The organism is Paenibacillus pasadenensis (genome assembly GCF_002864175.1).
GTDB lineage: Bacteria > Bacillota > Bacilli > Paenibacillales > Paenibacillaceae > Paenibacillus_O > Paenibacillus_O pasadenensis.
This window is the reverse complement of record NZ_NFEZ01000004.1, coordinates 2,112,128-2,132,148: the sequence shown is the minus strand read 5'-3', so window position 1 is coordinate 2,132,148 and position 20,021 is coordinate 2,112,128. Positions and strand designations below refer to the sequence as shown.

The window sequence follows — 20,021 nt, the reverse complement described above, 5'->3', positions numbered from 1 at the left end:
CGTCCGGCCTAGGCCGGCGGAACGCTCCAGAGCAGCTCCGCCCGCTCCAGCGGGCTGACGCGATAAGCCTCGTCGAGGCCGTCCGCCGCGATGTGCGCCTTCGGTACCCGCTTCAGCCTCAGCTCGACCTTCGTCTCGCCTTGCAGCGCCCTCTCCGACAGGAGGAGGCGCTGCTTGTCCGTCCAGGACGCCCGCAGCCGGCGGCCGGACGGCAGCAGCCCGTCGGCCGCGGAAAAGCCTTCCCTGTACCAGGGATGCTCCTGCTCCCCCGCTGTGCCAGGCTCGTTGAGGCAGACATACAGCGACAGGCTGTCGAGCAGCTGCAGCCGCAGCAGATCGAGGCGGGTCCGCTCCGGATCGGCGCGCAGATTCATCGCGAGCCGGCGCTGGCGCACCTCCTCGGTCCGCTTGAACTCTTCGCATGCCTCTCCTTCCAGATGCTCGAAAAAGGCATGATAAAACAAGCTGCACAGCAGGCCGGCATAGGGGCTGACCGCTTCGACCTCGTCGATGCCGCGCCGGTAGAACGCGATCTTGGGCAGCAGCGGATAGTCCTCGAACGCGTAGGGGCGTCCGGCCGCATCGTTCCAGATCGGCGTCTCGTCGAGCCCGATCCAGCCGCGGTCATGATGCGCCGCCGCATAGACGACGCTGGCGCGAAGCTTGTCCGCCGGCAGCAGCTCGGGCGCGAGCGCCTGCGCGAGCTGCGCGGACACGGCCGCATGGTCGTGCTGGCGGATCAGCACGAAGCTGTCTCCGCTGTCCCGGATGATCATGGTCGGTCGGCCTCCTTTGCCGGCAGCGGCACTTCCGTGTAGTGCTCCACCGTAGGGAACGGATCATAGTAATGATGCAGCAGCGCCTTCCAGCGGCCATAGTCGGCGGATTCGCGGAAGCCGTGCGTATGGTCCTCCAGCGTCTCCCACTCGACGAGCAGCAGGTAGCGCGAAGGCTGCTCCAGGCAGCGGGACAGCGTATGGCGGACATAGCCGCGCATGGAGGAGATGATGGCGGAAGCCGTGCGGAAGTCCCGCTCGAAGTCGGCCTCCTTGCCGGGAATGACGGACAGCAGCGCATGCTCGAGAATCATGGTCGTCGCCTCTTTTCGATCCGTTATGGATGATGCGGCAGCATGAGATGGGGGCGGATGAACGCCAGCCTCATGCCGCAGCGCTGCATGTTGCGCATGCTGATGCTATAGGGCTCGCACTGGCTGACGGCGATCAAGCATCCTGCTGCCCGGGCCGCTTCAAGGCGGGCAAGCAGCAGCGCCTGCTGCAGCCCTCGCCCGCGCTCCTCCGGCAGCGTCGCTGCGAAGCTGAGGTTCGCCGCTCCGCCGCTTATGCGCATGACGCCGACTGCGGCCGGCTCTCCATCCCGCTCCGCGATCCAGAAGCTCCACCCGGGACGCTCCATCAGCACTTCGTTGTTCGCCCGCACCGACGGTATGCCGGATTCTCCGAGCCCCGTCGACAGGCAGTGGATGCGGGCATAGGCCTCAGCATCGGCAAGCCCCGCCTGCCGTATCGTCAGCCCGCTCCCCGACGACGGCTCGACTTCGATGCCGGCTTCTTTCGGAGCGAACAGCCGGTACAGGCCTGCATGGAGCGCCGCTGTCCTATAGCCTCGGCGGCCGAGCTCCTGCAGCAAGGCAGAGGTGATCCGCTGGGGACTAAGCTCCAGCCTGACAGGCCGCTCCCGCTCCCGATAATAGCGCTCCAAATCGTCCAACCTTTCCAGCACGCCCTCGTGAACGCCTTTGACCGTATTGAACTGCGGCCACGGCATCGAGCGGCTGAACAGGCGCAGCATGCCGTCCTGCTCCACGATCTCCACGCCTTCCGGATTTCCCGCTCGTTCCCGCACCGCTTGCATCCGGTCTTTCATGGACTCCGCTTCCGCAAGTTCGGCAGCCGAAGCGTGCATGGCAAGCAAAATGTCGTTTGCGTTCAATAGGCCGCCTCCGTTTCCTCGTTCATCCGGCTCTTCTTCCGGCTCCATGCTGAATATTCGTGATCGGCACCGCGATCTCCCGCTTGCTGGATGAAAACTCTCGGGCCATCGTTGCCAAACCGGCCTTGATCCGTTAAGATAATCGAGAGAAAGTTAAAGGGCTTTAATTTTGAAGCAGGCTGACGCCGCTTCCTTTTGCCAGCCTTCTCGACATCCGAAAAGAGCAAGCTCTCTTTTTTTTCATCAAAAGTTTAAGCGGTTTAACTTCACGAAGGGAGGCGCTTCATGAAACCAAGCATCTTCGACGTCGCCAAGCGCTCCGGCCTGTCCGTCGTCACCGTCTCGCGCGTGCTCAACGGCTCCGGCAACGTGCGGGAGAAGAACCGCCTCAAGGTGCAGCAGGCGATGAAGGAGCTCGGGTACCGGCCGAACTCGGCCGCGCAGTCGCTCGCCAAGGGCAAGACCGGCGTCGTCGGCCTGCTGCTGTCGACGCTTCAGGACTCGGTGTTCGACGCGATCGTCAAGAGCGTGCATGACGAGCTCGCCGGACACGGCTATTTTCTCGCGCTGTCCGTATCGCCGAGCTGCCGGGAGCCCGGAAGCAGCTTCCTGATGGAAAGGGACCGGGTCGACGGCATGATCATCCTGTCGCCGACCTGGGAGGACGAGCTGATTCCCGATCTCGAGCGCAAGGGCATTCCGTACTCGATCATCGACAACCAGAACCCCGCCTACGACTTGTCGGCCGTGCAGGTCGGCCATTACTCCGGCGGCTACGCGGCCGGCAAGCATCTGGTCGAGCTCGGCCATTCGTCGATCGCCCATCTGAGCGGCCCCAGCAACTACAAGAGCACGATCGACCGGCAGAACGGCTTCCTCAAGGCGCTGGCCGAGCACGGCCTGGAGCCGGTGTTCATCGAGGAAGGGACATATTCCATGGACACGGGCTATGAGGCGGCGAAGCGCTGGCTGGCGGAGGGCCGCCTGCCGGAGGCGCTGTTCTGCGGCGACGATTATATCGCCGTCGGCGTGCTCAACGCGCTGCAGGAGGCAGGCCTGGCCATCCCCCGCGACCTGTCGCTCGTCGGCTACGACGACCAGAACCTCGCGACGCTGCTGCATCCGAAGCTGACGACCGTGGCGCAGCCGGTGCTGGAGATCGCGCGCTCCGCGGTCGACGGCCTGCTCGCCCAGATGGAGGGGCGCGAGGCGCCGCCTCCTGTCGTGCTGAGACCGGAGCTCGTCGTGCGCGAGAGCACCGCTCCGCCATTATCCGCTTGGAAGGAGAATTCCGTATGAGCTTCTATCTCGGCGTCGATGCCGGCGGCACGAAGACGCATGCTCTCGTCTCCGATGCCGATGGACGCATCCTCGGCAAAGGCATGGCCGCAGGCGGCAACCATCAGAACGGCCGCGACTCCGCCCGGCGCAATCTCGACGCCGCCGTCTCCGAGGCGCTGCGGCAAGCAGGCGTCGAGCGCTCCGCGCTCGCCCACGCGTACTTCGGACTCGCCGGAGCCGACCGCCAGGCCGACCTCGACATTTTGCATCCGCTGCTCGGCAGCATCGGCTTCGCGGAGCGCTATACGGTCGTCTGCGACACGATCATCGGCCTCCGGGCCGGCACGGCCAGGCCGTACGGAGTCTCTGTCATCTGCGGCACCGGCGTCAACTGCGCCGGCGTGAGTCCGAGCGGCGACATGTACCAATGCGGCGGCTTCAGCTACATGTACGGGGACTTCGGCGGCGGCGGCGGGCTGAACGTCGAGGTTTTCCGCACCGTCATCCGCTCCTGGGACGGCCGCGAAGGCCCGACGAAGCTGACGCCGATGCTGCTGGAGATGCTCGGCTATCCGACGGTCGAAGCGATGTTCCACGACTATCTCGACCGCTCGCTCGGCGTGCCGACCGACGTCGTGCGGCTGCTGTTCCGCGCCGCCTCCGAGGGCGACGAAGCGGCGCTCCGCATCCTGACGCATCAGGGCGAGGAGCTCGCACTGTCCGTCAAGGCGGTCATCGAGCGGCTCGGCATGCGCAAGCTTCCGTTCGACGTCGTGCTTGCCGGCAGCCTGCTGACTCGCGGCGACCACGGCTGGATCAGCGGCCCGATCGCCGCGATGCTGCGGCAGACGGCTCCGGGAGCGTCGCTCGTCAAGCTCGATGTCGAGCCGGTCGTCGGCGCCCTCTGGGGCGCGCTGGAGGCGGACCGCATCGACATCACGCCGGAGATGTACCGATCGATGCGCCAGCACCGCGAGTTCGACGACATCCCGATCGCCCCACTTTAACGAAAAGAGGAATCGACCATGACCGAAACAAAAGGCCTCAAGATCGCCGTCATCGGCGGCGGATCGTCCTACACCCCCGAGCTCGTCGAAGGCTTCATCCGCTATTATGACTCGCTGCCCGTGCGCGAGCTGTGGCTCGTCGACATCGAGCCCGGCCTATGGAAGCTGAACATCGTCGGCGAGCTCGCCAAACGAATGGTCGACCGCTCCGGGCTGCCGATCGAAGTGCATCTGACGACGGACCGCCGAGCGGCGATCGCCGGAGCCGACTTCGTCAGCACGCAGATGCGCGTCGGCATGCTGGAAGCGCGCGGCCTGGACGAGGCGATTCCGCTCAAGCACGGCGTGATCGGCCAGGAGACGACCGGCCCCGGCGGCATGATGAAGGCGCTGCGCACGATTCCGGTGCTGCTCGACATCTGCCGCGACATCGAGGAGCTCGCTCCGGAAGCATGGCTGCTCAACTTCACCAACCCGGCCGGCATGGTCACCGAGGCGATCCGCAAGCACTCCAAGGTCAAAAGCATCGGCCTCTGCAACGCGCCGATCGGCCTGCTCAAATGGCTCGCCGGCAAGTACGGCACGACGACGGACCGCGTCTACGCCGAGTTCGTCGGCCTGAACCATCTGCACTGGGTCAGCCGCGTCACCGTCGACGGCGTCGACCGGCTGCCGGAGCTCGTGCGGGGCGAGGACAGCTTCTCCGCCAAAAACGTCTCCGGCTCCGACTGGGATCCGGCGTTCATCTCCGGCCTGAACGCGCTGCCCTCCTACTATCTCAAATACTTCTACATGACCGACACGATGCTCGCCGAGCAGAAAGCCGCGTTCGAGAAGGACGGCAACCGCGCCGAGGTCGTCAAGCGCGTCGAGAAGGAGCTGTTCGAGCTGTACCAGGATCCGGAGCTGAAGGAGAAGCCGAAGCAGCTGGAGCAGCGCGGCGGCGCCTACTATTCCGAGGCGGCAGTCAACCTGATGCGCTCGCTCTATGGCGGCACCGGAGACGTGCAGACGCTGAACGTGCCGAACAACGGCATCCTGCCTTTCCTCCCGGACGACGCCTGCATCGAGGTCAACTGCGTCGTCACGAGCGGCGGCCCGATCCCGCTGCAGCTGACGGCCGTGCCGGCCCCGTGCGTCGGCCTCATCCAGGCCGTCAAGACGTACGAGTCGCTCGCGATCGAAGCCGCCGTCAGCGGCGACCGCAGCATCGCGCTGCAGGCGCTGGCGCATCATCCGCTCGTGCCGTCGGTCCGCGTCGCCCAGGCGCTGCTGGGCGAGATGCTGGAGGCGAACCGGGCGTATTTGCCGAAGTTTTTCACGCAGGAATGAAAAAAAAGCGCGGCGGCTCCTTCATCGGCCTGCAGCCATGCTCGCCATGCTTGCCGCTGCGCTTCCCCCTTGCTTCTTTGCCGCCGCTTCGCCGCAAAGCCGCTCCCCGCAACCCGCAGCCTGCTTGCCCCCGGTTGGCTCGGACGAGCCGACAAAAAAAGCAACATCCGTCGACAAATTTTTCCTCCCCGGCCTTCACCCCCAGCCAAATACCGCAAAAAAGGAAATGCGATTGGACAATTATCTTCATAGGCTTGCGTTCTCCCCCGATTTACAATGAACTGGCGGATTGTTCCGTCAGACCAGTATGGGGGGAAATTGAATGTCAAAGAAGAAAATCGCTCTGTTGTTGTCTCTTTGCATGATGCTGGCTTTGCCGACGGCTTGCAGCAACGCTCCGAGCGCAAGCAACGGCGCCGGCAGCGCTTCGACCGGCAATGAGGCCGCGGACGCTCTGGAAGCAAATCCTTCCGACCCTGCCTTCAGCGCCTACAAGGAGCCGGTGACGATCCATACGGTCACTTCGGAATATCCTTCGGCCAAATATCCGCAGGGCGACGACATTACCAACAATGTATGGATCCGGCGCTACCAAGAAAAATACAACATCAAAGTCGTGACGGATTGGGTAAGCGATGAATACGACACCAAGCTGAACCTGGCGATCACCTCCAACGACCTTCCCGACGTGTTCAAGGTCAACGCCTCCCAGCTGCAGCAGCTCATTGAAGCCGACATGATCATGGACTTGACGGAGGTGTTCGACAAGTACGCTTCCAGCCGCTTGAAGGATTACATGAAAGCGGATACAGACAGCTATGAATCGGGGATGAAGGACGGCAAGCTGTACGGCATCCCGCAGCTGCACTGGGGATTGATCGATCAATCCGACTACATCTGGATCCGCAACGATTGGAAAGAAGAGCTGGGACTTAAAGATCCGCAAAGCCCGGAAGACATCAAGAACATCGCGCTTGCCTTCATGGAAAAGCACGGCGGCTACGGCATGGCCGTCGACCAGACGCTGGATTACCTCAATGTGCTTGCCGTCAGCTGGAACGCCCATCCCGACATGTGGATCAAGGACAGCAGCGGCTCCATCGTGTACGGCTCCATCCAGCCGGAAATGAAGGACGCGCTCCAGGCATGGGCGGAATGGTACAAGCAAGGCATCATCGATCCGGAGTTCGCCATCAAGGACTTCAGCGCGATGAACGCGGACGTCGTCGCCGGCAAAGTAGGCCTGCAGCCGTACTATCAATGGTGGGGCTACAATCCCGGCGTCGATACGATTACGAATCTGGGCAAGGAAGCCATCTTCTATCCTTACCTGCTGCGCACGGCGAACGGCGAGGAAGCGAAGCAATCCATCTCCTTTGCCAACGGCAGCTATATCGTCGCCAAAAAGTCGTTCAAGCATCCTGAAGCGGCCGTCAAGCTGCTCAACGATTACGCCTACATCGTCGATGAAGGATTGGAAAAAGAGTCGAAGGAAACGCTGTCCGGCCTGCTCGACAACGATATGGCGCATGTCGTAGGCGCCTTCCGGGTGCTCAATCCGACCTCCGACTACGAGCAGTACGAAGCCGTTTCGGCAGCGCTGGAATCCGGCGACTCCAGCGGCCTCACCTCCTCGGGCATGTGGCAGAAATATAAAAACAGCATTGAATTCAAAGAGAATGCGACTCCTAGCGCCGTGGGCGACTACCTGCAGCAAGGAGCGCCGAAGTCGGCGTTCAGCCTGGCCAAAAAAATCTATGACAGCGGCAACTATATCAAGACCGAGCTGTGGGGAGCGACTCCAGAGGCGCTTGCAGCGTACGGAACGACTCTCGATGATATTTTGACGGAAGGCTTCACCAAAATCATCATGGGCTCCGAAAGCATCGATTATTTCGATACGGTCGTGCAAAATTGGAAGACTGCAGGCGGAGATGCGGCTACTCAGGCCGTAAACGAAGCTTACGGAAACAAGTGACTCTTTCTGTAGAGGGGATGCGGATTTCCGCAGCCCCTTTTCCACCTATCCAAGTCAAGAAACGAGGCGACCATCCATGCTGACGAAATTAAAGCAGCAGCGCGCGCTGCATCTCATGCTGCTTCCGAGCCTCATCCTCGTCTTCATTTTCAGCTACATTCCTTTTTACGGCCTGGTCATTGCGTTTCAAAAGTATAATCCCGGACTCGGCTTCCAATCTCCGTGGGTCGGTTGGGACAACTTCAATCATGTCTTCCAGCAGCCTAACTTCGTCCGAACGATATGGAACACGCTCTATATGTCGGCCTTCAAAATCATCGGCGGCATCGTCGTCCCCGTCGTTTTCGCCCTGCTGCTGAACGAGGTGGCGCACGGACTCGTCAAACGGACGTTCCAGACGCTCGTTTATATTCCGAACTTCCTGTCGTGGGTCATCATGGCCGGCATCCTGCTCGACATCCTCAGCTCCGACGGCATCATCAACCATTTTCTGAGCTTGCTCGGAATTCCCGCCGTCAATTTCCTCGGCAATCCGTCCCTCTTCCCCTGGACGATGATCGTGAGCGATATATGGAAAGGCTTCGGCTTTGGGACGGTCGTTTATTTGGCGGCGTTGTCGGGCATCGATCCCGGCTTGTACGAGGCTGCCGTCATCGACGGCGCAAAACGCTGGAAGCAGACGATTTATATTACGCTGCCGCTGCTTATGCCGACGATCGTGCTGATGTCCGTGCTGTCGCTCGGAAACGTGCTGAACGCCGGCTTTGATCAGATCTACAATCTGTACTCGCCGGTCGTGTACCAGACGGGCGACATCATCGATACGTATGTCTACCGCCTCGGCATCCAGCAGGCCCAATATTCAATCAGCACGGCAGTCGGATTGTTCAAGTCGGTCATTTCCTGTATCCTCGTCGGCGTATCCTATGTGCTTGCCTATAAAGTCGCCAACTATAGAATCTTCTAAGGGGGGATCCGGATGATTCAGGACCGAAGCGTCGGGAGATATTTGTTTGTAGCCGCCAACTATGTCATCTTGATCGCCACATCGCTGCTTTGCATCTTGCCGTTCGTCAACCTGCTGGCCGTATCGTTCAGCGGCAGCGCCGCCGTGTCGGCAGGAGACGTCGTGTTCTGGCCGGTGGACTTCACGACCAAAGCGTACGAGTTCGCGATGACCGGCGGAAAGTTCCTCACTTCTTTATGGGTATCCGTGCAAAGGGTCGTCCTGGGGACGATCGTCAACCTCCTGCTCATCGTCTTGACGGCTTATCCGCTATCCAAGTCATCGGGCAAGCTTGCGGGCCGCAACTGGTACATGACCTTCTTCATCGTCACGATGCTGTTCAACGGAGGCTTGATTCCCACCTACCTCATCGTCGTCAAAACCGGCTTGATCGATTCGATCTGGTCGTTGATCCTGCCCGGGGCGCTCCCCGTATTCAGCATGATCATCCTCATGAACTTCATCCGCGGCTTGCCGGAAGAGATCGAAGAGTCCGCCATCATCGACGGGGCGAGTCCGATGCAGATCTTGATCCGAGTCCTGCTCCCCTTGCTGAAGCCCGCGCTGGCCACGGTCGGCCTGTTCAGCATCGTCGGCCATTGGAATTCATGGTTCGACGGCATCATCTATATGAAAAACCCGGCCAACTATCCTTTGCAGAGCTATTTGCAGACGTTATTGATGAGCTTCGAGCAGCTTATGCTCAAGTCGGGCTCCGATTACACGAAGCTGCTGTCGATGATGAATGCCAGGACAGGCCGCGCTGCCCAGATGTTCCTGGGCGCCATTCCGATTTTGCTCGTCTACCCTTTCCTGCAGAAATATTTCACGAAAGGCCTCGTTCTCGGCAGCGTAAAAGGCTGACCGCTGGGCAAAAACGGCGCTTCCGCATAGGAAGCGCCGTTTTTTGATCGTTCAGGAAATACCGGGAAGCAGGAACGTAAACGTCGTCCCTTCCCCGGGGCTGCTTGCCACTCCGATGCCGTAACGCTCGCCGAAATGAAGCTTGATGCGGCGCTGCACGTTGAACAGCCCGATCCCCCGCGCTTCGGCCTCCGTCCCGGTTCTCCAGCTCTCCAGCAAGCACCGCACCGTCTCCTCCTCCATCCCCGCTCCGTTGTCGTGAATCTCGATGGCGACATCGGCCTGGATCGAGTAGATGCGGATGGTGATGCAGCCTTCCTCCTCCAATTCCGCGAAGCCGTGAAAGATCGCATTTTCAATGATCGGCTGCAGGATCATTTTCGGAATCCGGTAATCCAGCAGAGGCTCTTCGATTTCCCGGCGGATCTGGATGGAATCATAATAGCGCACGTTTTGAATCGTAATGTAATTGTCCACATTGTCGAGCTCCTCGCGGATCGTCACGAGCGGGCTTTCGAGCCGCGAGGCATACCGGAGCATGGAGATCAGCGCTTCGGTCATGTCGACGATCTTGTCGGACTGCTGCATCGCCGCGATCCATTTCAACGAGCCGAGCGTATTGTACAAAAAATGGGGATTGATCTGAGAGTGAAGCGCCCGGATTTCCGTCTTCGCTTTTTCGATCTCATCCTGCTGGATTTTTCCGACGAGCCTTTTCAGCTCATCGGCCATCTTGTTGAACCGCTGGGAGAGCTGCCCGAACTCGTCCCGCGCGTTGATCTGCTGCACCCGTTCGAAATGCCCCTTCTCCACGAGCACGATGTTGTTCATCAGCTTTTTCATCGGCCGGGCAATGACGGAGGAAAGAAAGCTCGACACGATGGCCGCGAACAGCACCATGAGACCCGCCAGCAGGAGCAGATTGCGCCCCAGCAGCCTTCCTTCATTCGTCAGCTCGCCCTTCGGCATGTACAAATACGTCATCCAATCTTTTTGGCCCAGCCGATTGGTCACGACGATATTTCTCTTTTCGTCGGGACGGACGTTCGCCCGGAACAAGGTGCCGATCAGCGACTCGTTCCGGCTGTAGACGATTTTGTCCTCGCTGTCCACGATCATATAGTTGGAACGAAACGTATCTTGCAGATTGCGGTTCACATTTTCCACGAATTTAATGTCGATGCTTACGACGATGACTCCAAGAAGCGCTCCCGATGACGAATCGTATATTTTCCGGGCATGGGAGACGGCCAGCGGCTTCGTTTCGATCTGCTCGTCGACGCGAGTCGTCAGCGTGATCGTCCGCTCCTTGTCATGCATGAATTTTTTGTACCACAGCTCGGTCTCCACGTTGTACGCCTCATGGACCGGGCTGTTCGGGCTTACGATCAGATCCGGCCCGCCGTTCAAGTTGTACAGGTAGATCGAAAAAACGCGATCCTCCATCATGATGTAGGTCATCAGATTGTTGTAAGCGAGCGTCGTGTTCGGCTCGCCGCCCTCTCGCAAAAAATCCTGCACCGGATCGCTTCCGACTCCGGTCGCAGACTGGCTGCCGCTGAGCCCGGTGCTGGCCAGCAGCGATATTTTTTCGATCTTTTTCAAGAAGTCGTCGATGCGAATGCTCGTCTGATAGCCCAAGTCCTCCATGATCCGCTTATAATTCCGCTCCAGCAGCCGCTCGGAGGAGCGGTAGGAGCTGATCGTCATGACGGTGATCGGCAAGACGATGACGACCATGCAGATCAGGATGATTTTCGTTTTGATCGAGACAGGCCGGCTTCTCCGCATGCTGCACCTCTATCGGCTCGAATTCAATGGATTTGTTCCCGATATTCCTCCGGCGTGACGCCGACATGCTTTTTGAATATTTTGCTGAAATACGTGTAGTTCGGGTAGCCTACCATCTCGGCGACGGCGTATACCTTCAGCTTTCCGCTCCGCAAATAGATTTTCGCCTTCTCCAAGCGCACCTCGGTCAGGTAGGAGACGAAATTGACCCCTTTTTCCTGCTTGAAGATCCGGCTCAAATAGGAAGGGCTGACATTGATTTGGCTGGCTACGCTTTGAAGGGAGATCGCTTCCGCGAAATAGGTATGGATCAGGTCGACAGCCATCCCCGTATACGTGCTTTCCTCGACAACGCGGCCCTCCTGGTCGAAGCAGCAGGACACATAGTCCAGCAGTCCGTGATGGACGTCTTCCCAGCTGTCCCCTTTTAGAACGTTTTCATAAGGCGACAGCCCGTTGAAGGAGCTCAACGGTCTTTTGCCGGCCAGCGACAAATAGGCATTCATCTTCTCCAGCAGCAGGATGTAGAACAGCCGGATGCTGCTCTCGTCGAGCCGCTGCTGATCCAGCTTCGAGCGGAGGCCGGCAAAAAACCGACCGGCCTGCTCCTTGTCCGCGGAGCTCAGCATGGCGAAGAACAGCTGCTCTTCCTCCGAGCTGATTTTGGGGTTCGCTGCTTTGCGCGGCGGCTCCTCCGCCTTGTCGTCATAAAAGAAGGTCGCCGGTCCAGAGGCGAAAAAGCGAGCGCCGAGCGCTTGTTCCGCCTGCTTGTACGCCGATTTGACGGAGCTGAAGCCGCTCGCCGGCGCGCTCGCCCCGACCGACACGCTGAGGTTGGTGAAATCCTTCAGAGAAGCGATTATTTTCGCGCACAGCTTTTCGATGTCCGGACGTGCCGACGAGCTTCCCTCCAGCTTGTTGACGACGATCAAATATTCCGAGGAGCTCAGGACGACGATTTCTTTTTCCCATTTGGACGGGATGATTTCCTCTAGAATGTTCAAGATTGAAAATCGGAGCAGCTTTTCGTCTTTCTCGACGTATTTCCTTTTGATCGCTTCGAAATGATTCACTTTCAACGTCAGCGCGATCAGATCCGCCGGCTTGACGCGAATGTGCAGGTCCGCCGCCCGCGCATCGGCTTCGCTTTCGGTCATGAAGCCGCTGATGAGATCCTTGAAAAACTCGGCCTTCCTATGGCTGATGCTGCTGGAGCCGTCGTACGGATGGTCGGCGCTCGCCGGTTGTCCGGATTCAAGCTGAAGCTGCTCGCGGATGGAGGCGAGCAGCTCCATGAGCGCGGCAGAGGTAAGCTCGCTTTTGATCAAATAATCGGCCACATGCAGCTTGAGCGCTTCCTTGACGTATTGAAGCTCATCGAGATTGCTGAGCACGATGAACTGGCATTTCTTTCGCTGCTTCAATACTTCCCGGATGAATTGAAGACCGTCCATGACCGGCATTTTGATGTCGGTGATGATCAGATCCGGCGAGGCCGCCAAGGCGACCTCCAGCCCCTCCTTGCCGTTGGCGGCTTCGCCGACGATGCGAAAGCCGTGCTCTTCCCACTGGATCATGTTCCGGATGCCGATCCGCATCAGCAGCTCGTCATCGACGATCATCAGGTTGTACATAACAAGTCACCTCTGACGGGCTCCATGGCCGTAATCGACGAAAGCGGATCCGGAGCGAGCCACCGCTCCAGAAACGCCCGCACCGCCGCGTCGTACTGCACCGGCGCTTTTTGCCGCGCCGCGCCATGCTCTGCGCCCGGCACGACGAGCAGCTCCTTGGGCTGCGGGCAGGCCTCGTGCAGCTTGACGCCCATCCAGGTCGGAACGAACGTGTCGGCTCCCCCATGGATGAACAGCATCGGGACCTTGGCCTGCCGAACCTGCTTCAGCGCCGACGCCTCGCCGAACGAGTAGCCCGCCAGCAGCTTGGTCAGCGCGCTCGTCAGCGGCAGGAACGGGAACGGCGGCAGCTTGTACATGCGCTTCAGCTGGAACGTCAGCTCGTCCTTGACCGACGTGTACGGGCAGTCGGCGACGATTGCCTTCACCTGCGGCGGCAGCGCCTCGCCCGCCGTCATGCAGACGGTCGCTCCGCCCATCGAGATGCCGTGCAGCACGATCTCCGCGTCGCTGCCGGTGCGGGCGAGCGCCCAGTCGATCCATCCCAGGTAATCCTTGCGCTCCGGCCAGCCGAAACCGATGTAGCCGCCGCCGCTGCGGCCATGTCCGCGCGCGTCCGGCAGCAGCACGTTCCAGCCGAGCTGCTCGGCGTAAAAGCGGGCGAAGCCCGCCATCTGCTTGGCCTCGCCGGAATAGCCATGCGCGAGAATCGCCGTCCGCGCGCTTCCGCCCGGCGCCGGCAGCCAGTAAGCGCGCAGCTTCAGGCCGTCCGGCGAGAGCAGCTCGGCCTCCTCCGGCGCGCGCCCGCGCAGCCATGCCTGATGGTCGGCGGCGCTGCCTTCCCCGGCCTTCGGCTCCGGCAGCTGCGGCAGATCGGGGTCGCCCTCCAGATACGTCTTCGGCGAACGATGGATCGCCATGCGGTAGAAATAAATGCTGGCCGCGATCAGCAGCGCGGCGAGCGCGCCGGCAGCGGCGGCAATCCAGATGAAACCTTGCGTCATGTCCGGTTCAGTCCTCTTTCCTGAGTTTCTGGCTTGTCGTCGTTCTCGATGATCGCGCCGGACACGCTTCCGGCTACTATGTCCGTATTATACCAATCGGACGGCGCGGATGATACGAGCTGCGCAAAAAGGCCAGCCGCGCTCATGAGCGCGGCTGGCCGGGGTCGATCGGCTGCTTATTTGAATACTTTGACGCGCTCCTCGATCGGCGAGAACTGCTTTTCGCCGGCCGGAGCGACCGGCTTGCCGAACGGCATCTGGGCGATCAGCTTCCAGCTCTCCGGCACGTTGAACTCCTTTTGCACCTGCTCGTCGATGAGCGGGTTGTAGTGCTGCAGCGTCGCGCCGAGGCCTTCCGCCTCCAGCGCCGTCCAGATGACGAGCTGCAGCATGCCGTTGGAATGAGCGCTCCATTTCGGGAAGTTGTCCTGATAAGCGACGAACTGCTCCTGCAGGCTGCGCACGACATGCTCGTCCTCGAAGAACAGCACCGTGCCGTAGCCGGCCTTGAACGCGGCCATCTTCTCCTCGGTGGAGCTGAAGCCCTCGCCGCCGCCCGTCACGACGCGCAGCGTCTCGAGCGTGAAGTCCCAGAGCTTGTCCGATTGCTCGTCGAACAGGACGACGACGCGTGCGCTCTGCGAGTTGAACGCCGACGGCGTATGCTTGACGGCTTCCTCGATGATCGACTGCACCTTGTCGACCGGCACGACTTTCTCTTTGCTGATGGCGTACAGGGAACGGCGGTTTTTGATGGCGTCCAGGAATGCTTGCGAAGACATCGGAATCCCTCCATTGAGTTGAATTATCCACGAATTAAGTTACCTACTTTTCTATTGTAACTTAAAAGGGAAATCAAGGCAATCGTCAAGTTTCGCTCGCCCGCAAGTCCGATTCCGAGGCCGGTCCGGACGAGGTCGGCGACTGCACAAGTTTACCCCGAGCGGCCGATTTTGAACCGGCTCAGCTGCTCCGTCAAGCCCATTTCCGTCAAGATCCGCTCCTGATGGACGCCGAACAGGTCCAGATGCGGGTATTCGCTGCGGCGGTGGATGTAGCGCGGCTCGAAGCCATGGCTCCGGCACCACCGCTCCAGCTTGCCGAGGTCGCTGCAGCCGACCTTGGTGACGCTGGTCATGCCCGGGAAGCGCTCGTCCATCCAGAAATGCGTCAGCAGCGCGATGTCGCCGCGGGCGACCGCCTGCTTCCAGGCGAGCAGCTCTCCTCTGCCGATGCCGAAGGCCATCCGCCCGCTACAGCTCCCCGGTGTAGGCCACGATGGCCTTGACGCGGCCGACCTGTCCGTCCTGCAGCCGGACCTTGATGCCGTGCGGATGCGTCGGCGAGTTCGTGAGGATGTCCTTGACGATGCCGCGCGTCAGCTTGCCGGATCGCTGATCCTGCTTGAGCACGATGTCGACGGTCAGTCCCGCGCGGATGTCGATTCGTTTTTGAATGGCCATATGCCTTCTTCTCTCCCTTGTCCTTGCCTAGTCGGTTCCCCGCCTTCCGGTCGGGTCTCATGCGACAAAGAGTATCACAGACGTCCTCCGCTTGGCAAAATCCGTCCGTTCGGCTCTTTTGCCATGTGCATCCCGCCGCGGCGGCGTGTTATACTGAAGGAATAAGCAGACGCCGGTTCTTCTGCCGCGCTGCACTTATCCAGAAATGAGGAATCTCAACTTATGTCATCCCCTTTTAACGCCCTCGGCATCCGGGAGGAGCTTGTCGGCCTTCTTCACCAGGAGGGCATCCTGGATCCGACTCCGGTCCAGGAGACGGCCATTCCCGTGCTTCTCAAGGGCAAGGACGCCATCGTGCAGGCGCAGACGGGCACCGGCAAGACGCTGGCGTTCGCGCTTCCGATCCTGGAGGGCATCCATTCCAATAAAAGCTATACCCAAGCGCTCATCCTGACGCCGACGCGCGAGCTGGCGATCCAGATCAGCGGCGAGCTGGCCAAGCTCGCGCCCGCGCTCGGCGTATCCGTGCTTGCCGCCTATGGCGGCCAGGACGTCGAGTCGCAGATCCGCAAGCTGAAAAATCCGCCTCATGTCGTCATCGCGACGCCCGGCCGCCTGCTCGACCATCTGCGCCGCGAGACCGTGACGCTGAGCTCGATCCGCATGCTCGTGCTGGACGAGGCCGATCAGATGCTGCATATGGGCTTCCTGCAAGAGGTTCAGGCGATCATCGACCAATGCTCGCTCAAGCGCCAGACGATGCTGTTCTCGGCCACGATGCCGGGTCCGGTCAAGCAGCTCGCCGCCCGCTACATGGACGACCCGGAAGACATCCGCATCCGCAGCGCGGCCGTCACGCTCGACGCGATCGAGCAGCGGGTCGTCGACACGACGGACCGGAACAAGCAGCCGCTGCTGCTGGCTCTGCTCGACGCGGAGAACCCTTACCTGGCCGTCGTCTTCTGCCGCACCAAGCTGCGCGCCAAGAAGCTGACCGAAGCGCTGCAGGAAGCCGGCGTCCCGGCGGACGAGCTGCACGGCGATCTGACGCAGGCCAAGCGCGAGACGGTCATGAAGCGGTTCCGCAACGCCAAGCTGCAGGTGCTCGTCGCGACCGACGTCGCCGCGCGCGGCCTCGACGTCGAGGGCGTCACGCATGTGTTCAACTATGACGCTCCGTCCGACGGCGATACGTATATCCACCGCATCGGCCGCACCGGCCGCGCCGGCGAGTCCGGCATCGCGATCACGTTCGCGACGCCGCGCGACCGCACGAGCCTCGAGACGATCGAGCAGAAGATCCGCGCCAAGCTGAAGCATGTGCCCGGCTCCAAATACGGCGTCGGCCAAGGCGCGGCTGCAGCACAGGACGAGCCTGCGGAAGCCCGCCCGCGGCGGACGGGCGAGGCCTCGTCCCGCGGCGGCGCGCGTTCCGGCGGCTCCCGTCCTGCCGGCGCTGGCCGCAAAGGCGGCGCGGCCGGATTCGGCCGCGGCAGCTCCTCCCGCCCGGGCGGCTCCGCTCGCTCCGGCGGCTCCGACCGCCGCGACGAGGCTCGCGGCCCGGCGCGCAGCGCCTCCGCACGCGGCGGCGCTGCCGGCGCCAGGCCGGAAGCTCGCGTCGCGAGCTGGAGCGACGAGCCGCGCGGCGGCGCACGCAGCGGCGGCAGCGCCCGCGGCGCCTCCGCTGCCGCAGGACGCGGATCCTCCGCCCGCTCGGCTGGCGGCGCGCGCAGCGGCAAGCCCGCTCCCGGCGGCTCGCGCTCCGCTGGCTTCTCCCGCGCCTCCAAGCCCGCTTCCGGCGGCGGACGCTCCGCCTCGCCTCGTCCGGGCGCCAAGGCGGGCGGACGCAGCGGCAAGCCGTCTCCGGGAAGCCGCTCTGGCGGCGGTCAGGGACGACGCGGACGGTAACGGCCCTTCCTCTGTGCCAAGCCTATTTTCCGGATATCCGGGCGCTTGCCCCGGACCAATCAGGCGGGCGGGCATAGACTGGAGTACAAAGCAGCTCGAAGGCTGCCGCTTGGCCAGAGGAGGGAATCACATGTCCGTCGCAGGCTTTGGTGGAGGCTACACCAGCACAGCCACGATCCTCGTGCTGTTCATTCTGCTCGTTATCGTTTCCCAAGTTTTCCTGCTGTAGGCTCGCATAGACGCAAAGAACCCGCCTTTCTCCGGAAAGGCGGGTTCTTTGCGGTTAAGCTTGAGTTCGGTTCGGTGCGCTGCTCCGCGAGCCGCCGTGCCGGCGGGCGCATCAGGAGTGGACGCCGCTGCCTTCATGGCGGATGACAGGCGCTCCGGCGGCTGTCTCCAGGCGGACGCCTGCAGCGCGCATTTTGACGACGATCTTACGCAGACTTTCGATGGAGAGGTGGAACTTCTGCTCCAGATCAGCCAGCGACAATCCCTTCAGATAGCAGCGGTAGATGTCTTCGTTGCGGCGCTGGATGAGCTTGCGCGATCCGCTCAGCTCGCCCCATGCGGCGCGGCGCTCCTGCTGCTTCGGGATGTAGATCAATTCCCCGTTGATGTATTTCTGCAGCTCTTTCAGCAGGCTAGGGGGAAGCACGTCTTTTCCATTTTTGTAGTTCAAGGTTTCCTACCTCCTCGATTGCATGACCCTTTACGACCAGACGGCGGCTTTCGGCAACAATGCCTTTTGCGTTTGCAGCAACACGAACGATTTGATTGTTCATTTTGTGCTTCCTCCTTTCGAAATTTGCCCCTGCGATGGGGGGTGGCGATATCGCCATTCCAATTGTATTCGTTTGCGAACGACAGATTTCCTGCTGGACCGAAAAAAAAAACGAAGGGAGGCCATCGGCCTCCCTTCTGGCACGGGTCTCCGCCGTTAGGCGGAGACCACCTCGTATGCCTGATCCATTTCTATCAGCCTCCTTCCAGTAGAGGATGTGTCGGCCCGACATCTATATTAAGCCATACCTTGCCAGGCTTCGGCAAGAAACAACTTGGCTATAGCTGTTTTTTACCGCAGGTTCTCCCGATACGCCTTCAACGCGTCCGGCTGCAGCGAGGCGAGCTCCGCCTCGGTCAGCTCCCGGTACGTCCCGATCGGCAGCCGATCGTCGAGGACGAGCGGTCCCATCGAGACCCGCTTGAGATGGACGACCCGGCCCCCCGCGGCCTGGAACATGCGCTTCACCTGATGGAACTTGCCCTCGCGGATCGTCAGCCGGACGGACGACAGCGCGCCGCCGTCCGTCTCCTCTCCGGGATCGTCCGCGCCCGCTTCCTTGCAGCCGAGCGTCTCCAGCTCGGCCGGCATCGTCACATAGCCGTCGTCCAGCTCGATCCCGCTGCGAAACAGCTCCGCCTCGCGCTCTCCGACCGGCTCGGCCGACCGCACGAGCGCCTCGTACGTCTTGGGCACATGCTTGCGCGGGGCGAGCAGCTCATGAGCGAGCTGGCCGTCGTTCGTAAGCAGCAGCAGCCCGACCGTATCCTTGTCCAGACGGCCGACCGGGAACGGCTCCAGCACCCGATCCTCCGGCGCGAGCAGGTCGATCACCGTGCGCTCGCGCCCGTCCTCCGTCGCCGAGATGACGCCTGGCGGCTTGTGCAGCATCAGATAGATCTTGTCGCGGAACAGGACCGCCTGCCCGTCCAGCTCCACCTTCTCCTGCTCCGGATCGAGGACCCTGCCGCTGTCCTTCTCGGTCCGTCCGTCGACGGCGACCCGGCCGGCCTTGACGATCCGCTTGATCTCAGCCCGCGATCCATGCCCCATGCTCGACAGCAGCTTGTCCAGCCTGATTCTTCGGCTCATGGCGCTCCCTCCTTCTTCTCGTTTCCCGCCAAAAGAAAGCGGAGCCTCGTGCGGCTCCGCCAGCGATCTTTTTCTTGCAGGCCGCGCGATCGGCGCGGCTTATTCGAGCTCGTCGGCCTGCGGCGGGCTTTTGCGCGCCTTGTGCAGCGACGACTGGATCTCGCCCGACAGCTGCTTGAGGCCGAACGTGTCGCCCTGCTCCCACAGCTCGTTGAACTTGAGCTGGAACTGGACCGCCTCCCGCACCTTGCGGTAGAAATACAGGTCCTGGATGTCGCTCAGCACCTTGTTGACGATATTCGAGCCTTCCTCGAAGCCGATCTGCGCATCAAGAATCTCGCTGCGGATGCTCGACATCTCGTTGTCGAGGTTGAACGCCGCCTCCGCCGCCTTGCGCAGGCGCAGCTTCACGTCATCGGGCAGGCTCTCCTTGAACTTGTAATTGAGCGAGTGCTCGATCGTCGCCCAGAAATTCATCGCCAGCGTGCGGATCTGGATCTCCGCCAGCACCTTCTTGAATCCGAGCGCCGTCTGCACGGGATATTCCACGATCATATGATAGCTGCGGTAGCCGCTGTCCTTGTAGTTCGTCACGTAGTCCTTCTCGTAGACGAGCTTCAGATCCTGCCTCGAGCGGACGATCGCGGCGACCCGCGTGATGTCGTCGACGAACTGGCACATGATGCGGATGCCGGCGATGTCCTCGATGCCGGTCTCCAGCTGCTCCATCGGCACGTTCAGCCTGCGCGCCTTGTCGAGGATGCTGGAGATCTTCTTCACCCTGCCGGTGACGAATTCGATGGGAGCGTAGGACTCCCGGGCTTTCAATTCCGAACGGAGCGTTTTGAATTTGACCTTCATTTCCTCGACTGCCTGTTCATAAGGCTGCAAAAAAAGATTCCAATCCCGGCCGTCCATCCGTCCGCC

The 20,021-nt window shown here is 61.3% G+C and carries 21 protein-coding genes; 8 read left to right on the top strand and 13 right to left on the bottom strand.

The window, feature by feature from the left end:
* Positions 1 to 8: 8 nt before the first annotated feature.
* The 3 genes from B8V81_RS18660 to B8V81_RS18650 are packed head-to-tail and all read right to left on the bottom strand — an operon-like array spanning position 9 to position 1,887.
* Complete coding sequence (locus B8V81_RS18660) at positions 9 to 776, bottom strand: DUF3891 family protein (protein ID WP_028599538.1); 768 nt, start codon at positions 774 to 776, stop codon at positions 9 to 11.
* The gene (locus B8V81_RS18655; RefSeq protein ID WP_028599537.1) at positions 773 to 1,090 is read right to left on the bottom strand and encodes an antibiotic biosynthesis monooxygenase family protein; all 318 of its coding nucleotides are present in this window, start codon (positions 1,088 to 1,090) and stop codon (positions 773 to 775) included. The genes B8V81_RS18660 and B8V81_RS18655 overlap by 4 nt, the downstream gene beginning before the upstream one ends.
* Before the next feature lie 23 nt (positions 1,091 to 1,113).
* A complete protein-coding gene (locus B8V81_RS18650) occupies positions 1,114 to 1,887 on the bottom strand; it encodes a GNAT family N-acetyltransferase (RefSeq protein WP_127464340.1) in 774 nt (257 codons plus the stop codon).
* A 351-nt stretch (positions 1,888 to 2,238) separates the two neighbouring features.
* Between B8V81_RS18650 and B8V81_RS18640 the strand changes: the two genes are divergently transcribed.
* From B8V81_RS18640 to B8V81_RS18615, 6 genes are all read left to right on the top strand, one after another.
* Positions 2,239 to 3,252 (top strand): LacI family DNA-binding transcriptional regulator, encoded by a 1,014-nt coding sequence (locus B8V81_RS18640; protein WP_028599534.1) that lies wholly within the window; start codon positions 2,239 to 2,241, stop codon positions 3,250 to 3,252.
* On the top strand, positions 3,249 to 4,241 hold the full coding sequence (locus B8V81_RS18635; protein WP_028599533.1) for an N-acetylglucosamine kinase: 993 nt from the start codon (positions 3,249 to 3,251) through the stop codon (positions 4,239 to 4,241). Before B8V81_RS18640 ends, B8V81_RS18635 begins: the two co-directional genes overlap by 4 nt.
* Positions 4,242 to 4,259: 18 nt before the next feature.
* Positions 4,260 to 5,573 (top strand): 6-phospho-beta-glucosidase, encoded by a 1,314-nt coding sequence (locus tag B8V81_RS18630; protein WP_028599532.1) that lies wholly within the window; start codon positions 4,260 to 4,262, stop codon positions 5,571 to 5,573.
* Positions 5,574 to 5,895: 322 nt separating this feature from the next.
* On the top strand, positions 5,896 to 7,551 hold the full coding sequence (locus tag B8V81_RS18625; protein WP_028599531.1) for an extracellular solute-binding protein: 1,656 nt from the start codon (positions 5,896 to 5,898) through the stop codon (positions 7,549 to 7,551).
* A 76-nt stretch (positions 7,552 to 7,627) separates the two neighbouring features.
* On the top strand, positions 7,628 to 8,518 hold the full coding sequence (locus B8V81_RS18620) for an ABC transporter permease (protein ID WP_028599530.1): 891 nt from the start codon (positions 7,628 to 7,630) through the stop codon (positions 8,516 to 8,518).
* 12 nt (positions 8,519 to 8,530) lie between these two features.
* Positions 8,531 to 9,421 (top strand): carbohydrate ABC transporter permease, encoded by an 891-nt coding sequence (locus B8V81_RS18615; RefSeq protein ID WP_101808939.1) that lies wholly within the window; start codon positions 8,531 to 8,533, stop codon positions 9,419 to 9,421.
* A 51-nt stretch (positions 9,422 to 9,472) separates the two neighbouring features.
* Here B8V81_RS18615 and B8V81_RS18610 read toward each other — a convergent pair whose 3' ends face one another.
* The 6 genes from B8V81_RS18610 to B8V81_RS18585 all read right to left on the bottom strand — a co-directional run bounded on the left by B8V81_RS18610 (position 9,473) and on the right by B8V81_RS18585 (position 15,313).
* Positions 9,473 to 11,212, bottom strand: coding sequence for a cache domain-containing sensor histidine kinase (locus B8V81_RS18610; RefSeq protein ID WP_028599529.1), 1,740 nt, complete (start codon positions 11,210 to 11,212; stop codon positions 9,473 to 9,475).
* Positions 11,213 to 11,235: 23 nt separating this feature from the next.
* A complete protein-coding gene (locus B8V81_RS18605; RefSeq protein WP_028599528.1) occupies positions 11,236 to 12,846 on the bottom strand; it encodes a helix-turn-helix domain-containing protein in 1,611 nt (536 codons plus the stop codon).
* Complete coding sequence (locus B8V81_RS18600; protein ID WP_052333384.1) at positions 12,834 to 13,850, bottom strand: alpha/beta hydrolase; 1,017 nt, start codon at positions 13,848 to 13,850, stop codon at positions 12,834 to 12,836. Before B8V81_RS18600 ends, B8V81_RS18605 begins: the two co-directional genes overlap by 13 nt.
* A gap of 176 nt (positions 13,851 to 14,026) precedes the next feature.
* Positions 14,027 to 14,632, bottom strand: a complete 606-nt coding sequence (locus B8V81_RS18595) for a nitroreductase family protein (protein WP_028599527.1) — start codon at positions 14,630 to 14,632, stop codon at positions 14,027 to 14,029.
* A gap of 152 nt (positions 14,633 to 14,784) precedes the next feature.
* On the bottom strand, positions 14,785 to 15,096 hold the full coding sequence (locus tag B8V81_RS18590; protein WP_028599526.1) for a hypothetical protein: 312 nt from the start codon (positions 15,094 to 15,096) through the stop codon (positions 14,785 to 14,787).
* Positions 15,097 to 15,103: 7 nt separating this feature from the next.
* Positions 15,104 to 15,313: a YwbE family protein gene (locus B8V81_RS18585; protein ID WP_028599525.1), complete on the bottom strand. Its 210-nt coding sequence runs from the start codon at positions 15,311 to 15,313 to the stop codon at positions 15,104 to 15,106.
* Between the two features lie 222 nt (positions 15,314 to 15,535).
* Here B8V81_RS18585 and B8V81_RS18580 point away from each other — a divergent pair, with 222 nt between their 5' ends.
* Together B8V81_RS18580 and B8V81_RS24985 are read left to right on the top strand one after the other, a co-directional pair.
* Positions 15,536 to 17,221, top strand: a complete 1,686-nt coding sequence (locus B8V81_RS18580) for a DEAD/DEAH box helicase (RefSeq protein ID WP_101808938.1) — start codon at positions 15,536 to 15,538, stop codon at positions 17,219 to 17,221.
* Positions 17,222 to 17,351: 130 nt separating this feature from the next.
* Entirely contained in the window at positions 17,352 to 17,450 is a 99-nt protein-coding gene (locus B8V81_RS24985; RefSeq protein ID WP_127464540.1) for a YjcZ family sporulation protein, read from the top strand.
* A 111-nt stretch (positions 17,451 to 17,561) separates the two neighbouring features.
* Here the strand turns inward: B8V81_RS24985 and B8V81_RS18575 are convergent, their stop codons facing one another.
* The 4 genes from B8V81_RS18575 to yjbM form a co-directional block, all read right to left on the bottom strand.
* Positions 17,562 to 17,900, bottom strand: coding sequence for a CD3324 family protein (locus B8V81_RS18575; protein WP_101808937.1), 339 nt, complete (start codon positions 17,898 to 17,900; stop codon positions 17,562 to 17,564).
* A complete protein-coding gene (locus B8V81_RS25375) occupies positions 17,863 to 18,003 on the bottom strand; it encodes a hypothetical protein (RefSeq protein ID WP_153783323.1) in 141 nt (46 codons plus the stop codon). The genes B8V81_RS18575 and B8V81_RS25375 overlap by 38 nt, the downstream gene beginning before the upstream one ends.
* A 290-nt stretch (positions 18,004 to 18,293) precedes the next feature.
* Positions 18,294 to 19,094: a pseudouridine synthase gene (locus B8V81_RS18570; protein WP_028599523.1), complete on the bottom strand. Its 801-nt coding sequence runs from the start codon at positions 19,092 to 19,094 to the stop codon at positions 18,294 to 18,296.
* Positions 19,095 to 19,193: 99 nt separating this feature from the next.
* On the bottom strand, positions 19,194 to 20,012 hold the full coding sequence (gene yjbM, locus B8V81_RS18565) for a GTP diphosphokinase (RefSeq protein WP_028599522.1): 819 nt from the start codon (positions 20,010 to 20,012) through the stop codon (positions 19,194 to 19,196).
* Between the last annotated feature and the right edge of the window lie 9 nt (positions 20,013 to 20,021).